This is a genomic window from candidate division KSB1 bacterium (assembly GCA_022566355.1).
Taxonomy (GTDB): Bacteria; Zhuqueibacterota; JdFR-76; order JdFR-76; family DREG01; genus JADFJB01.
In genome coordinates this window covers 21,848-36,529 of record JADFJB010000035.1, presented here as the reverse complement: position 1 = coordinate 36,529, position 14,682 = coordinate 21,848, and the positions used below count along the sequence as shown (strand labels likewise).

Here is a 14,682-nt window from a genome sequence, read left to right as displayed (position 1 = left end):
CTTCAACGCCGGCTCTTCTTGCAATATCAGGATATGTCAGATTTTTATGGATAGCTGCAAAACCACCTATTGGTACTGGTTCCGTATCATAAGCAACAAAAATGATGTCTTCTTCTTCCTTTGGAGGCGGCGGAGGCGGCGGTGGCTCTTCATCAAAATCTATCTCTGTCTCTTCTATCGTCAAATCGTCAGGAATATCTTCATCTTCAGTTGGTATGGGAACTGCGGGTCGTGGAGGCGGGGGTGGCCGATCAATTTGTTCTGTTAATGGAATTTCATCAACATCGATGATGACTTGCTCTTCGCTGGCTATTTCAAGGTCAGACTCGAACCTTTTAAAAGCCTGGAACGTGATCAACAAAATTAGAAGAGCAATCACCAAGGAACCTTCGATTATCTTACGGTAATTAAGCTTAAATTTCATACGTTCTGTCAAATTTTCCATAGGACTTCTCCCGTTATTTTGGTGCAAACTTGGTAGAATAATTTATTTTTAAAGCATCGGCTTCCCGAAGTTGCTGCTGAACTCCGGAAACAGTTTTCATATTAGCTAAACGATCAATCCGCAGCGAAACCACGATTCTTGGATTTGCAACCCGTTTTTCATACATTAAGGAAGCAACTTGTTTCAACTCTAGAAGTATATCGTCAATGGAGATTTGATCGTCCTGATCAATCCATATATAACTTACATTCCGCTTCCCCGGTAATTTTTCTATTTGACTAGCAGAGGGTAGCTCGATAGCTAGTCCTTTGTATTGCTGGAATACGGTTGTAACCATAAAAAAAAGTATCAACATAAAAACGATGTCGGGCATGGAAGCTGTGGGAATTTCTGTTTTAGCACCACCCTTTTGCTTAAATTGGACGCGTTGGGGAGGTGTATATGGTGCAGTGATTTCTTGATTTTTGTTCACATCATCAGACATAAAAAAACTCCTGTTCGTATTAGACTAACCATAGGATGGATAGTTTCCACTAAAAACTAAACATCAGGTTCGGCCAATGAAATTCTTTTTGCCCCGGCCATTTTTATCTGGTCTAACGTTTTTATATAAACTTCATATTTTGTCTCTCTGGCAGTTTTTAATGAAACAATAAGCAGTTTATTGTTAGCAAGCTTCAGGGAGATAATCTCATGAATCAAGTTGATTTGAACCGGTTTTTCGTCTATCAATACTTTACCTCCGGCATTAATGAGAACGGTACAGATATTCTTTTTCTGAATTTCAATATTCTGACCAATCGGCGGCAAGGTGAGACCTAAACCTTTATCAACATCAATTGTGGTAACAACCAAGAAAAAAATCAATAGCAAAAAAGCAATATCCGCCATGGAAGCAGTAGGAATTTCAGCCCCGCTTTTTCGTTCTTTTTCTAACATCATAGTGTTAATTCCTTCATTTATGCTTTTAACTTAGCTTGTCTTTCAAATAATGCATCAACAAAGGTAACCGAACTTTCTTCCATATCAATAATAATTCGATCAACCTTCGATACAAAATAATTATGGGCCAACTGAATAATAATAGCAACAACCAATCCAAATGCTGTTGTTAAAAGCGCAACCGAAATACCACTTGCAACAATACTTGGAGAAATATCATTGGCTACTGCAATCGCATCAAAGGATTGAATCATTCCTGCTACTGTGCCTGTAAAACCAAGCATTGGGGCTAAACTTATTACGGTTCCTAACCAGATTAATCCTCTCTCTAAAAATGCCATTTCAATAGAACCGGCGTTCATGATCGCTTTTTCCACGTAATCTATGCCTTTATCCATACGCATAAGGCCCGCATGAAAAATTGATGCGATCGGTCCGCGAGTATTCTCGCAAACTTCTTTCGCAGCATCAATTCCGCCTTCATCCAGGGCAGATCTTATTTTTTCCATAAACTTTCTTGTATTTATAGTTGCCCGAGTGAGACTTATAAACCTTTCTATACTTATTGCTAAACCAAAAATCAAGAAAAATAAAATTGGCCACATAAAACCACCGCCTTTAATAAATAATTCAACCATGATTTCCCAATCTCCTTTTGTTAATTAAAATGATTATTTGACAAATGATTTCTTTACTGTAACAATAACGGAACGATATTAATTAATATTTTGTAAAAAGTCAACACATTTTTTTCAAAAAAATTATGCCCTCAGGGAATTAATGTATCTAAAGCAAACTTTTAATGAAATTTATGTATAAACGCAAATCTATATAAATTATATTGTCCTAAAAACATAAATCCTATAAATTAAGATTGCTTATATTTCATTAAAAAAAGTTGGGAATATCATGATTATTAATCCGGACATCGAAGAATACATATTAAATATGCACAAAAAACACCCCATCCTAAAAGAAATGGAAGATTTCGGACGAAGTTTAAACTTTCCTATCCTGGGTCCTATGGTGGGTACCATTCTGCTTCAGTTTACATTGGCAATTAATGCGAAACGAATTATGGAATTGGGATCGGGATTTGGATATTCTGCTTTTTGGTTTGCTATGGGCCTGCAGGACGATGGAAAGATCTATTGTACAGATTATTCCGTAAAAAATAAACAAATTGCCGAAGAGTATTTTTCAAGAGCCGGACTTGAAAAAAAAATAAACTTTTCGGTAGGGGATGCTATTGAATTTTTAAACCAAGCTGAAGGGGAATTTGATATTATCTTGAATGATATACAAAAAACCTCGTATCCCATAGCTTTTGAAAATATGCTCAGTAAATTACGGCCTGGTGGTGTGCTAATCAGCGATAACGTACTCTGGAAAGGCAAAGTTGTTTCACCATCCGATGATGAAACAATAAAAGCTATCCGTGAATTTAATCAACTTATTTTCAACTCCGATAAAGTTGTTTCTACCATCCTGCCAATACGTGATGGTATAAGTATTTCTATCAAAAAGTGAATTTCTAACTCTTTTCTTATTTGTTACGAATACTTAACTTGACTTTTGCATAATCCCGGTACATATTACTAATTAAATTAATACAAAATCCGTTCTTCCTAGAATACCAATTATTAATCATAGATAACAACTGAAGTCAACTCTATTAGTCGTGAATTCGAATATTTACACTACCGCTTTGAACGTGCGGTTTAGCTCCTTTTAAACAAATACAAATTGTTATCTACAGTTTATCTAAAGTGCTGTCGATATATAAAATGTATTGTTGCCAAATCTGCAACTGATCATTTAGTAAAATTCAAATTGTCAGATAAAAACGAAAATTAGATTATCCTGATTCGTTAGCAAGGAACTCATTTGAAAAATGAACAGTTGAAGAATCAATAAAATCGTTATCATTTAACTGGAGATTGATTTATGAACCACCAAGCAAATAGCTTTTGGGATAAAGCACTGTATAGGGATAGTGAGAGTAAACCAACTACGGCTGCTCCGGTAAAAACATTATCTAAACCTTATTCTCAGTACTTCGCCCAAATCAGAAAATCAATGCTATCATTAGAAAATGTAATTGAAACTCAAGAATTCTTCACAGCCACCTGGAAATGGACCTGGAGTTATGAAATTAATTCCCGAAAACTTTTATATATACATCCATGCGAAGATGCAGTTATCGCGACTTTCATTATTTCCCAAAAAGAAGAACTAAAACTACTTAATTCCGATGCGATTGATACTGACATGAAACAAGCAATTCGTCACGGTAGAAATGCCAGAAATGTTCGGTGGATTTTTTATAATGTCACATCACCTCTGCAAGTTCAAACTCTTATTGATGCGATTACCTTAAAACACAAAATATTATCTCAACCAAGAAAAGTAAGACAAGTCGAAGCTATTGCTTCCTGAACCTGGTTTCAAGAAAGAATCCGTCCTAAAATGTATCCTTCCTAAATTTTTAAAAAAAATTTTAATTTTAATACCATACCCTTCCGTGATTTCCAATTCTATTGATTTTTTAGTGTCAACAAGATATATTAGTGACCGCTAAAATATTGCGTTTAAAATAATTTCCGTAAAATTTTGCAAAAAAATAGGTGGTTTAAATTTTACTTTCTAGTCTAAATCATCTCTGCAATATTTGAATCTTTATTTTACGAATATATAAATTGACCATGAAGGAATATGAATGAATGTAATTCAATCTGATGTTGGTTGGATCGAAGTTATTTGTGGTAGTATGTACAGTGGCAAAAGTGAAGAATTAATCCGCCGTCTTCGACGTTGCCAGATTGCCCGCCAACAAGTTAGTATTTTCAAGCCTGAAATTGATAATCGTTATAGCAAAAATCATATTGTATCACACAGTGATTTAAAAATATCCTCCATTGCTGTAAAAACCGCTGAAGATATTTTAACAAGAGCCAATGATTCTGATGTGGTTGGAATCGATGAAGCACAATTTTTCGGCTTAGAGCTAGTTCCGATCTGCCAGAAACTTTCTGCGGAAGGGAAACGAGTCATTGTCGCCGGTTTGGATCAGGACTTTAGAGGAGTACCTTTTGAACCTATTCCTCAACTGTTGGCTGTTGCTGAGTACATAACCAAAACTCTTGCAATTTGTATGGTTTGCGGCAATCCTGCAAATCGAACACAGAGGAAAACACATGATGAAGAGAGAGTGGTTGTTGGAGGGAGTGAAATTTATGAAGCGCGATGTCGCAAATGCTATGTCCCACCTGAAAACCAGAATTAAAGACGATTGAGCGCTAGAGCTTAGAATCTTAGAATAAGGAAGAGATTATGGAACGCTTTGTTGGTCTTATCGGAGTGGCGGGAATCCTGGGAATTGCATACCTGATGTCTGCAAAACGGAGCCAGATCAATTTCAGGTTGGTGTTTTGGGGATTGGGATTGCAACTCTCATTCGCGTTGTTCATTTTGAAAACACCCATTGGAAAACCTATATTCCTTTTTTTGGATGGAGTGATTCGCAAATTACTATCTTTTTCCGACCAGGGCGCTCAATTCATATTTAACGCTTTGGCCATATCTCCCGGGAATGAAGGATCTCTGGGATTTTTTTTCGCTTTTCAAGTTTTGCCGACAATTATCTTCTTTTCAGCCTTCATGACCATACTCTATCATTTTGGCATTATGCAATTTGTAGTGAGATTAATTGCAAAGGTTATGCAAAAAACCATGAATACCAGCGGTTCGGAAACACTTTCAGCTTCGGCCAATATTTTTGTCGGACAAACAGAAGCCCCACTGGTGATCCGCCCTTTCCTTGACACCATGACCCGTAGTGAGCTCATGGCAATTATGACGGTTGGATTTGCAACCATTGCCGGCGGGGTAATGGCCATATATGTTAAAATGCTAACGGGTGTACCGAATATTGCCGGACACTTAATGGCAGCTTCCGTGATGAGCGCTCCAGCTGCGTTAGTGATTGCTAAAATCATTTATCCGGAGACAGAAGACTCCCCGACCAAAGGTGATTTGACGCTACACATTGAAAAAACCGAAGACAATGTAATGGAAGCCATCACACGCGGCTCAAATGACGGAATGCGTCTTGCGGCAAATGTAGCTGCAATGCTGATCGCAATCGTGGCCTTGGTGGCTGCTGCAAATTTTGTTCTTGAAGCAGTGGGATCAAGCCTTGGAGTGGTGGATTTAACCCTTCAAAAAATAATGGGCTGGATTTTTTCTCCCCTTGCATTTGCTATGGGTGTCCCAACAAAGGATGTTTTGCTAATTGGAGAATTAATGGGAGAAAAAATTGCCCTGACCGAATTGATTGCTTATGGCCATCTCCAAGAGATGATACCGCAATTAGAAACTAAATCAGTGATTATCGCATCTTATGCCCTTTGTGGTTTTGCTAATTTTGCCTCCGTTGGAATTCAGATCGGTGGAATAGGAGCATTGGCTCCTAATCGCAGGAAGGATTTGTCAAAATTAGCTCTGAAAGCTATGTTTGGCGGCGCCTTGGCTTCCTGGCTAACAGCGACTGTCGTTGGTATTATTCTATAACAAAATTGCTTTGAAAGAAATTTTAGCATTTTGAAAAACAAAATCGAATCTGCGATTAAGTATTTAACGGACCAAGTTGAATATTTCCCAAAATTAGCCATTATTTTAGGTTCTGGCCTGGGTCCATTTTCCGATCATATTTCAGATAAACTGGTTATCGATACTCTGCAAATCCCATTTTATCCCAAATCAACAGTTGAAGGACACGAAGGCTCCTGGATAGTAGGCAACCTGGAAAACAGGAAGATTTTAGCGTTAAAAGGGCGTATTCATTTTTACGAAGGCTACTCCATACAGGATGTGACTTTCCCAATTCAACTTCTCGCTGAATTGGGCATAACTCACTTGATTATCACCAACGCTGCCGGTGGGTTAAACTTAAAGTTTCAGCCGGGAGATTTAATGCTAATTAATGACCACATTAATTTTTCCTTTAAAAATCCCCTGGTATCCAACGACCCTTTGCCGCCCGGCAAACGATTTGTTGATATGTCAGAACCTTATGATCAGGAACTCATTCAAATGACGGAAGAAACAGGTCTCGATTTAGGTATCCAACTTCAAAAGGGAGTATTAATCAACGGACTTGGTCCTTCGTATGAAACGGCTGCCGAAGTACGAATGCTCCGTATGCTTGGCGGAGATGCTGCTACAATGTCAACTGTTCCGGAGGTACTGGTGGCAAATCAAAACAATATGAAAGTGTTAGGGATTTCCTGTATTACTAACCTAGCTACCGGCATGACTCAAAATAGATTGGACCATTCAGAAGTAACGGAAATTGCAGCACAAGTTAGTGATAAATTCCAAAAATTAATCAAAGGTGTGATTAAGAACATTTATGATTATTCGCTCGAAAATTAGGATTTATTAAAAATGGCTCAGATTGTTGAATGCGTACCAAATTTCAGTGAAGGCAGGAACAAAAATATAATCCAGGCCATCACCCAGGAGATTGAAGATACTGAAGGTGCAGTTTTATTGGATGTGGATCCCGGATTTGCCACAAACCGGACTGTTGTAACATTTATTGGTAGCCCGGAGGCTGTTAAACAAGCGGCTTTTCGTGCTATTAAAAAAGCTGCTGAATTAATCGATATGAGCAAACACTCCGGTGAACATGCTAGAATGGGGGCCACCGATGTATGCCCTTTTGTTCCTGTATCCGGTATATCGATGAAAGAGTGTGTAAAACTTGCAAACGAATTAGGACATCGTGTGGGCGAAGAGCTGGGAATTCCGGTGTTTCTTTATGAGGAGGCAGCCAAACAACCTGATCGGGAAAACCTGGCTAACATTAGAGCAGGTGAATATGAGGGACTGCAAGAGAAACTAACAGATCCACATTGGCAACCGGATTATGGGAATTCGGAATTTAATACTAAATCCGGTGCAACAGCTATTGGAGCCAGAGAATTTCTCATTGCCTACAATGTCAACTTGAATACACGAGAGAAAAAATTAGCCAATGAAATTGCCCTGAATTTACGTGAAAAAGGCCGTTTAAAAAGAGATGATGAAGGGAAAATCGTTCGAGATGATGAAGGAAATGCCTTAAGAATGGAAGGCCGTTTAAAAGCTGTTAAGGGAGTCGGTTGGTACATTGAAGAATATGGTCAGGCACAAATTTCCTATAATTTAATCAATTTTAAAACCACTCGTCTACATATCCTTTTCGAAGAGTCTTGTAAAGAAGCCGAAAAATTAGGATTGCGCGTAACAGGAAGTGAGATAGTTGGACTTATTCCTTTGCAAGCTCTGCTTGAAGCAGGAAAATATTATCTTTCAAAACAAGGCAGATCAACTGGTGTCTCAGATGAGGAATTGATTCATATCGCAATCAAATCACTTGGTTTGGATGACTTGGGAAAATTCGAGCCAAATAATAAGATTATTGAATATCGTTTTCGTTCGCAATATGGCGAGTTAGCCGGTTTAAAAATTCATGAATTCGTTAATGAGTTAGCTAGCGAATCACCAGCGCCTGGTGGTGGAAGCGTATCCGCTCTTGCAGGAAGTCTGGCTGCCGGATTAAGCTCTATGGTTGCAAACCTGACTTATGGGAATAGAAATTATACAGACGTTTGGGAAACCATGGAACCCCTGGCAGTCAAAAGCCAAACACTCAAAAGTCAGTTAGTTCAGGCAATTGATCAAGATACGGATGCATTCAACAATGTAATGAAAGCTAGGCGTCTCCCCAAAAAGACGCCTGAAATGCAAAAAATGAGGGATAAAGCCATCGAAGAGGCAAATCAGCATGCAACCAGTATTCCCTTCAAAGTAATGGAGCTGTCTCTGGATGTTATGAAACTTTGCAAAATTGCCGCGAATTCCGGCAACCCAAATGCAGTAAGTGATGCCGGTGTCGGGGCGCATATGAGCTTCGCGGCAGTGAATGGCGCTTTTCTCAATGTAAAAATTAACCTTCCTAATATAAATGATGATTCTTATAAAAAAAATATCCAGGATATAGCCTTAGTTATTCTTTCCGAAGCTTTGAGATTAAAAAATGACATTTTAGAAACAGTAAACAAAAAGCTTGAAAGCTAACAATTGGCCGACTCTGTTTTAATCAAGAATGCCACCATTTTATCTTTGAGTGATGATACTTCTCTGTCTACTGGAGATATTCTGGTTGAGAAAAATAAAATTGCTGCAATTGGAGAAAACTTAACTTCTGATGTTGCAAAAGTTCTGGATGCTTCCGGATTGGTGGCAATGCCGGGATTTATCCAAACACATACTCATTTATGCCAAACTTTATTTCGTAATTATGCCAACGATCTGCAATTATTAGATTGGCTAAAAAGAAGAATCTGGCCGTTTGAAGCTGCTCATACTCCTGCTTCATTAGCTGCATCTGCGCGGTTGGGCATCATAGAATTAATCAAAAGCGGAACCACTACAATCCTGGATTTTGGCAGTGTATATCATACGGAAGCCATTCTGGAAGAAGTCGCCGCGAGTGGATTACGGGCATCCGTAGGCGTTACTTTTATGGACGAAGGAGACGAAGTTCCACCTGACCTTTTGCGCCCGGCTGCAGACAGCTTACAATATTTCAGAGAGTTGACGACGCAATGGCATAATTTTGCAGATCGTCGAATCACGATAAACCTGTCTCCTCGATTTGCGCTTTCTTGTTCTAAACAGATTCTACAAGAACTTGGTGAAATATCGAAATCCGAAGATTTTTTACTTCATACTCATTCATCGGAAAACCGGCAGGAAGTAGCTTTCATCCGTGATCGCTTCGATGTAGGCAACGTGATGTTTTACCATAAATGTGGCATGACTGGACCAAATTTATGCCTGGCTCATTGTATCTGGCTGGACGAAGAAGAAATCGAAATTCTTAAAGAAACCGATACACGTGTACTGCATTGCCCAACGGCAAATTTAAAGCTGGCTTCCGGAATTGCTGATATCCCTAGATATTTAAATGAAAATATTTTATGCTCAATTGGAACGGATGGGCCTCCGTGTAACAACAACTTAAACATGTTTACCGAAATGCGATTAGCCGGTTTGATTCAAAAACCAAAATATGGCCCTAAAATTATGCCGGCAAAAACTCTTGTTGAGATGGCAACCATTCAGGGCGCAAAAACCATGCATCTGGAAAGTCAAATCGGTTCCCTGGAAGTTGGCAAAAAGGCTGACATTATTCTCTTGGATTTGAAAACAATTAACTGTATCCCTGGAAGCGATATATTCAACCAGCTAGTCTACTCCGCTCAAACTGAGAATGTTCGCACTGTTCTAATCGATGGTAAAATAATTATGGAAAATCGCAACTTATTGGCCATCAATGAAAACGAAGCAATAGCTACGGCTGAGCAAGAGTTAAAAATGTTACTTGAAAAAGTTAAGTTAAGTTAAGTTCGAATAAAATGGGGATAAATTCATGTAGAAAATATAAACTATGTCGAATTGGAAACAGAGATCTAAAGTTTACCACCTTTTTAGAAAATCCATATTTACAAAAAACATTTTTGAAGAAGAATGTTATTCACTGACTGAACTACTTAAACTCGTTCCACAAAAATCCCTGAAAAAAGTACTTGATATAGGAACAGGAATCGGAGATTCGCTGCACCTGTTTGATGATTTCACGAATCGCTTTTTATTGGATTTTTCATTCGAAATGTTATCAAAACTAAGATTAATAAATTCAGATATCAAACTGGTTGGTAATGTCTCGACCCTACCTCTTAAAAAAAATAGTTTTGATTTGATCACATGCATTGGTGTAAGTGAATACATCTCCGAAAAGGATGTCTTGCTGCACCAGATTTATAAAACGCTGAAAAAAGAGGGTTATGCGTTGGTTACTTTTTCTCCGCCAAAAATTTTAAACAAGATGCGTAATTTGTCAGGAAAGAGAATCTATCCCATCTCAGGATCAACGGCCCACGATCTTATAGCTGCCCAGCGTTTTTTTATTGTTCAAGTATTTAAGACCAAATTGCAGTCCCAATATTTATTGCAGAAATTATGATTTCGCTTTTGCAATAGGTCCCCTGGCTTCAAACCAACCGAAAAACTCAATGAGCTTTATTCGTCTTTCAGCAGAAACATAATCAAAGTTTATCCAGCGATCTGTTACTTCCCAAAATCTTTCTTGCTCTACCTCAAGAAGTTCAACACAGATGGACATCATACGGTCAAGCGGTTCATTAATCATATCTTGATATATTCGCCGCGCCAATTCCTCCTCCTCCAATTCCAGGTAAAAAGCAGCTAAAATTGACTGGCTCTTTCTTACACCGCGGAAACCGATTTCCTCAGCTTCAGATTCCGGTGGTTTGTCCAATTCCAGAAATATGTCTAACAATTCATCCCTTTGGGAAAAATTTTCTCTATAGGCTTTTTGATTCAATAAGCGAAGATCGTTAGAAGCAATAACGATTGTGAAGGGAAGAATATTCATCGCAGATTGGCCATAATACTTAAAGTAATTTGCAATTTGTAAAGGTATCTCCACATTGGATTCCATAATCTCTTCGGCAAAAGAACGATACTGATCAAAGATATTAAAAATGGCATACTGGTTCTTAGCGTTTAAACTGATCCGCAAATAGGTATTAAAGTATATGATTAGCAACTCTACAGATTCCTTAAGATTCAAGCGATAGGCAGCCAATGCAATTTCTCTTGTATCATTGGATATTTCTTGAACCAACTCCCGATTCTGAGATACGGCACGTACGAAAATAAACTCATATTGTTTAAGTATAGCCATCTCCAGCCAGGTATGGTTTTCTTCAATTTTTTGAATAGACCGGACCGAGAACCCAAAAAAATTGTCACTGTCGATTGTAAACCATTCCTGGGGGTATTTATCCTTGGTTTCCATATAAGAAATCAAGATTCTTTCAAGAGAGGAAACACATCTTAAACCAAGTGATCGATCCATATTTACAATCGAATTGAGGGCAATATCACTGATCTCTTCAAAAGTATTGGTTAATCTATTTTTTAAGGTTGGCAGATGGCCGGATTTTTTACTTGCACGTTGTATAAGTTTTTTGGCGAGGCTTTCCAATCGATTGATGATGCTATTGGGATGCAAAAATGTAAAAATGTAGATAAAAAAAGGAACAATGGAAAGGAAGCTGATGGTAACAAAACCGAAATAAATCCATGCCAGTATCTTAACCCAGACTGCAGATGGATCATGTTTTAGAATAGCCACCCAGATGCCCAAAACACAAGTCAAAACATAAAAACTAAGAATGATTATATTTCTTTTTTCTCGAATGAACAACTCGCTAATTCGGGGCGTATAGCGGGTTGCGGCAAGTTCAACAATAATAGCAACAACGGTTATTGCAATACCGAGAACGCCGGTGATCACTTCGGCAAATGAGCCAATGTTAATAAAGATTAAATTAGTATCCATCTTCTTAGGAATCCGTTAAGGAAATCTGTAACAGTATAGAAAACATAGGCTAATGAAGCAAGCTAAATTAAGCTATTGAACTTAATTGTAGCTAAAGTTTTGAGTGTAAGGTAGTCTTAAATTTTAGAAAAAATTATATTGTTGAAGGGAATAGTGAAGAAATCAAGTCAAAGAAGATACTACCATCTCCGTAAGCCACCTGCCCCTATATTCCCCATTGCCCTACCCCCTCTCCGATCGATGGTAGGATTAAAAACTCTTACTTTCATTTTCCGCTTTTTCAATTGTCTGCCATTCAATTTGCTGATCGCATTCATTGCTTCTTCATGATCCGGCATATCCACATAAGCATAACCCATGGAATCTCCGGTTATAATATCCTTGACAATTTTAACCGATTCTACATCCCCAAACTCCAAAAATCGTTTTTTGATATCTTTTTCAATGACCACATCAGCTAAATTTTCCACATAAATATTCATATTTTTAATCCATAAAAATATTAAACTTCCATAAAAAAATACTTTTCTCTTATTTTATTTCGTCAGAAATAAGAAAATTCTTTATGCTGTATTTTTGGAATTTTGGCTTTCTTCAATCTGATCGACATGATCAGACAAATCTGCCATGACACGTGAAGAAAAAACGGTTTCGGCAATTCGCCATAAAAACCAATTCACCCTCAAAATAATTTATCTAAGCGGTCTGTTTAATAAAATTCGGTGACGTATTTTTAAACGGAGCTATAGAATGTGTGGTAATTTGTTTGTCTCAATTACCCCACCTAAACTCCTCTTATCAAAGGGAGGAAATTCCCCTCCTTGTTTAAGGAGAGGTAGCGGAGGTTTAATAATATTGATAATTACAATTTTAATAGGTTACAGTAATACTGTTTTTAAATACTAAGCTTTCGGCAACCCGTTTTTAATCACTTTTTCCATTGCATCCACAAAACGATCAATTTCCTCAAGAGTCGTGTACACATTCGGAGTTATTCGCAAGCCCTGGAATTCTTTATGCTTGATTGGTGTAACAATGATCCTATACTTATTCCAGAAATGTTTGGCTAACGCACCTGGGTCCAGTCCTTCGATATCGACATTGGCCAAACCACAGGCAAATTCCGGCATCAAACTGGTATTTAGTCGAACCCGGTCATGTTTCAAAAGCTGGTTAGCCCATCGGTTGCGCAGGTAACGGAGTCTTTCTTCTTTGCGTTTGGCTCCAATGCCCTGGTGAAATGTCAATGCCTCGGCAATTGCCAGGTAATTGGCGGCAGGGTGAGTACCAATTTCTTCGAATTTGCGAATATCAGAATCCATCTTTTCCGGAGCAGCCATCATCGGCCACAATCCCTCAATTTTATCTTTGCGGACATACAACATGCCAGTGCCATGAGGTGCACACAACCATTTATGTAAACTGGTGGCATAATAATCGCAATCCAAATCTTCATGTTTAAAATCGAAATGCGCAAATGCATGGGCGCCATCCACGATTACTGGGATCCCTTTTTTCCTGGCCATTTGCACCACTTTTTTGACCGGCAAAATCTGGCCGGTTAAATTGATCATGTGACACATCAAAATGACTTTTGTTTTTGAGGTAATATTCTTCTCAAATAATCGCACAATTTCATCGGGGTCTTCTGCCGGAACGGGAATTTTGAATTGTTTCATGACAAGACCTTCGCGACGCTCGCGTTGTTTCCATGTGTTAATCATCCTGCCATAGTCCTGGGTGGTCGTCAGCAGTTCATCGCCAGCTTTCAAATCAAATCCCAGTTGACAAATTTGCAAGCCTTCCGATGCATTTCGGGTTAAGGCGATCTCTTCTGGATCACAAGCAAATTCCCGGGCTAGTCTTTTCCGCACGCCTTCCCGCTGGGGTTCCAGGATTTGCCACATGGTATAAACAGGCACAGTATTCGAATAATCCAGGTGTCTCTTCATGGCTTCCTGGACTATGCTAGTGGCGGGGCTCACGCCACCATTATTTAGATTGACGATACTTCTATCGACCGTAAAACCTTGCTGGATTTCAAACCAGTAGGATTCATCCTTTGCAATGTCTTCCGGGGTTCCCTTATGATTAGCGAGAGCCTCCAATGCATGGGTCATTTTGAATGGATCGATTACGGCGACCGCCAAAACAGCAGCTGCGGGTTTGCCAACTGCCCCAAAGAATTCACGTCGATTTACCATGACAATTCTCCTTTATTTGGAATGTTGTCAATTTAGTTTTTGATTATTCACTAATTAACTGAATGTAAACATGGAAATAAGAAGTAGCAAGGTTTTTTTAAAGTTTATCAAAGATAGATTTTTTATGTACGATTGGGATTATTTGGCAAAATCTTATGAAAAAACAATTATTAAAATCCTTAACATTGGCAAAATAAAATTTTAGTTATACACAGTGCTGTCTCTGGAGGAACGAGTGAAATGGTTCCAAAATAACGTGTGTTTCAGAATAAAATAGTAATGAATTGTCAAATTCTGATTATATAATGTCATTGGTTGTCATTGAATATTGCGATGATAATTAGGAATCGTTTAACTAGGTGTGAGAAGAGAATAATTCCAAAATTAAAATATTTATAATTTAAAATTTGAGTTTACTCTAAAAACCGATTCAATCGCTTTTCTAAAAAAAATTTATACATAAAAACAAATACTTATGAGAGCGATGGAATCGGTATCCCACCTTTTTAAAATGAACTCAAATTTAAATTACCAAATACAAAAGTCAAAAATAATATTAATTAAGTCAGAGAACCTGATTTGATTTTTGTATTAATTTTTCATTTATTAAA

General features: G+C 38.1%; 15 protein-coding genes. 8 read left to right on the top strand and 7 right to left on the bottom strand.

Annotated features, from left to right (window positions below; translation table 11 throughout):
• From IIC38_08235 to IIC38_08220, 4 genes are all read right to left on the bottom strand, one after another.
• Nucleotides 1-445 (bottom strand): hypothetical protein (locus IIC38_08235; protein MCH8125933.1); only part of this gene is annotated, 445 nt, incomplete at its 3' end.
• Nucleotides 446-458: 13 nt separating this feature from the next.
• Complete coding sequence (locus tag IIC38_08230; GenBank protein ID MCH8125932.1) at nucleotides 459-929, bottom strand: biopolymer transporter ExbD; 471 nt, start codon at nucleotides 927-929, stop codon at nucleotides 459-461.
• A 56-nt stretch (nucleotides 930-985) separates the two neighbouring features.
• Nucleotides 986-1,387, bottom strand: a complete 402-nt coding sequence (locus IIC38_08225; GenBank protein MCH8125931.1) for a biopolymer transporter ExbD — start codon at nucleotides 1,385-1,387, stop codon at nucleotides 986-988.
• 17 nt (nucleotides 1,388-1,404) lie between these two features.
• Nucleotides 1,405-2,025 (bottom strand): MotA/TolQ/ExbB proton channel family protein, encoded by a 621-nt coding sequence (locus IIC38_08220; protein MCH8125930.1) that lies wholly within the window; start codon nucleotides 2,023-2,025, stop codon nucleotides 1,405-1,407.
• Between the two features lie 271 nt (nucleotides 2,026-2,296).
• Here IIC38_08220 and IIC38_08215 point away from each other — a divergent pair, with 271 nt between their 5' ends.
• The 8 genes from IIC38_08215 to IIC38_08180 all read left to right on the top strand — a co-directional run bounded on the left by IIC38_08215 (nucleotide 2,297) and on the right by IIC38_08180 (nucleotide 10,463).
• A complete protein-coding gene (locus tag IIC38_08215) occupies nucleotides 2,297-2,917 on the top strand; it encodes an O-methyltransferase (protein ID MCH8125929.1) in 621 nt (206 codons plus the stop codon).
• 417 nt (nucleotides 2,918-3,334) lie between these two features.
• Nucleotides 3,335-3,826, top strand: a complete 492-nt coding sequence (locus tag IIC38_08210) for a DUF3788 family protein (protein MCH8125928.1) — start codon at nucleotides 3,335-3,337, stop codon at nucleotides 3,824-3,826.
• Between the two features lie 280 nt (nucleotides 3,827-4,106).
• A complete protein-coding gene (locus tag IIC38_08205) occupies nucleotides 4,107-4,673 on the top strand; it encodes a thymidine kinase (GenBank protein ID MCH8125927.1) in 567 nt (188 codons plus the stop codon).
• Nucleotides 4,674-4,720: 47 nt separating this feature from the next.
• On the top strand, nucleotides 4,721-5,959 hold the full coding sequence (locus IIC38_08200) for a NupC/NupG family nucleoside CNT transporter (protein ID MCH8125926.1): 1,239 nt from the start codon (nucleotides 4,721-4,723) through the stop codon (nucleotides 5,957-5,959).
• Between the two features lie 30 nt (nucleotides 5,960-5,989).
• Nucleotides 5,990-6,823, top strand: a complete 834-nt coding sequence (locus IIC38_08195) for a purine-nucleoside phosphorylase (protein MCH8125925.1) — start codon at nucleotides 5,990-5,992, stop codon at nucleotides 6,821-6,823.
• Between the two features lie 12 nt (nucleotides 6,824-6,835).
• Entirely contained in the window at nucleotides 6,836-8,512 is a 1,677-nt protein-coding gene (gene ftcD / locus IIC38_08190) for a glutamate formimidoyltransferase (GenBank protein ID MCH8125924.1), read from the top strand.
• Between the two features lie 3 nt (nucleotides 8,513-8,515).
• Complete coding sequence (locus IIC38_08185; protein MCH8125923.1) at nucleotides 8,516-9,844, top strand: 5'-deoxyadenosine deaminase; 1,329 nt, start codon at nucleotides 8,516-8,518, stop codon at nucleotides 9,842-9,844.
• Between the two features lie 43 nt (nucleotides 9,845-9,887).
• The gene (locus IIC38_08180; GenBank protein MCH8125922.1) at nucleotides 9,888-10,463 is read left to right on the top strand and encodes a class I SAM-dependent methyltransferase; all 576 of its coding nucleotides are present in this window, start codon (nucleotides 9,888-9,890) and stop codon (nucleotides 10,461-10,463) included.
• On the opposite strand, the gene IIC38_08175 is transcribed toward IIC38_08180, so the two are convergent.
• The 3 genes from IIC38_08175 to IIC38_08165 form a co-directional block, all read right to left on the bottom strand.
• A complete protein-coding gene (locus tag IIC38_08175; GenBank protein MCH8125921.1) occupies nucleotides 10,458-11,867 on the bottom strand; it encodes a DUF2254 domain-containing protein in 1,410 nt (469 codons plus the stop codon). The two genes, IIC38_08180 and IIC38_08175, sit on opposite strands and share 6 nt — an antisense overlap.
• A 179-nt stretch (nucleotides 11,868-12,046) precedes the next feature.
• Nucleotides 12,047-12,349 (bottom strand): RNA-binding protein, encoded by a 303-nt coding sequence (locus IIC38_08170; GenBank protein MCH8125920.1) that lies wholly within the window; start codon nucleotides 12,347-12,349, stop codon nucleotides 12,047-12,049.
• A 420-nt stretch (nucleotides 12,350-12,769) separates the two neighbouring features.
• Nucleotides 12,770-14,071 (bottom strand): aminotransferase class V-fold PLP-dependent enzyme, encoded by a 1,302-nt coding sequence (locus IIC38_08165; GenBank protein ID MCH8125919.1) that lies wholly within the window; start codon nucleotides 14,069-14,071, stop codon nucleotides 12,770-12,772.
• Between the last annotated feature and the right edge of the window lie 611 nt (nucleotides 14,072-14,682).

What these genes read in the sequence shown, in the direction of transcription:
- IIC38_08215 (MCH8125929.1), top strand. Translation starts at nt 2,297, where the DNA reads ATGATTATTAATCCGGACATCGAAGAATACATATTAAATATGCACAAA.
- IIC38_08200 (MCH8125926.1), top strand. Translation starts at nt 4,721, where the DNA reads ATGGAACGCTTTGTTGGTCTTATCGGAGTGGCGGGAATCCTGGGAATT.
- ftcD (MCH8125924.1), top strand. Translation starts at nt 6,836, where the DNA reads ATGGCTCAGATTGTTGAATGCGTACCAAATTTCAGTGAAGGCAGGAAC.
- IIC38_08180 (MCH8125922.1), top strand. Translation starts at nt 9,888, where the DNA reads ATGTCGAATTGGAAACAGAGATCTAAAGTTTACCACCTTTTTAGAAAA.
- IIC38_08230 (MCH8125932.1), bottom strand. Translation starts at nt 929, where the DNA reads ATGTCTGATGATGTGAACAAAAATCAAGAAATCACTGCACCATATACA.
- IIC38_08225 (MCH8125931.1), bottom strand. Translation starts at nt 1,387, where the DNA reads ATGATGTTAGAAAAAGAACGAAAAAGCGGGGCTGAAATTCCTACTGCT.
- IIC38_08205 (MCH8125927.1), top strand. Translation starts at nt 4,107, where the DNA reads ATGAATGTAATTCAATCTGATGTTGGTTGGATCGAAGTTATTTGTGGT.
- IIC38_08170 (MCH8125920.1), bottom strand. Translation starts at nt 12,349, where the DNA reads ATGAATATTTATGTGGAAAATTTAGCTGATGTGGTCATTGAAAAAGAT.
- IIC38_08175 (MCH8125921.1), bottom strand. Translation starts at nt 11,867, where the DNA reads ATGGATACTAATTTAATCTTTATTAACATTGGCTCATTTGCCGAAGTG.
- IIC38_08220 (MCH8125930.1), bottom strand. Translation starts at nt 2,025, where the DNA reads ATGGTTGAATTATTTATTAAAGGCGGTGGTTTTATGTGGCCAATTTTA.
- IIC38_08210 (MCH8125928.1), top strand. Translation starts at nt 3,335, where the DNA reads ATGAACCACCAAGCAAATAGCTTTTGGGATAAAGCACTGTATAGGGAT.
- IIC38_08165 (MCH8125919.1), bottom strand. Translation starts at nt 14,071, where the DNA reads ATGGTAAATCGACGTGAATTCTTTGGGGCAGTTGGCAAACCCGCAGCT.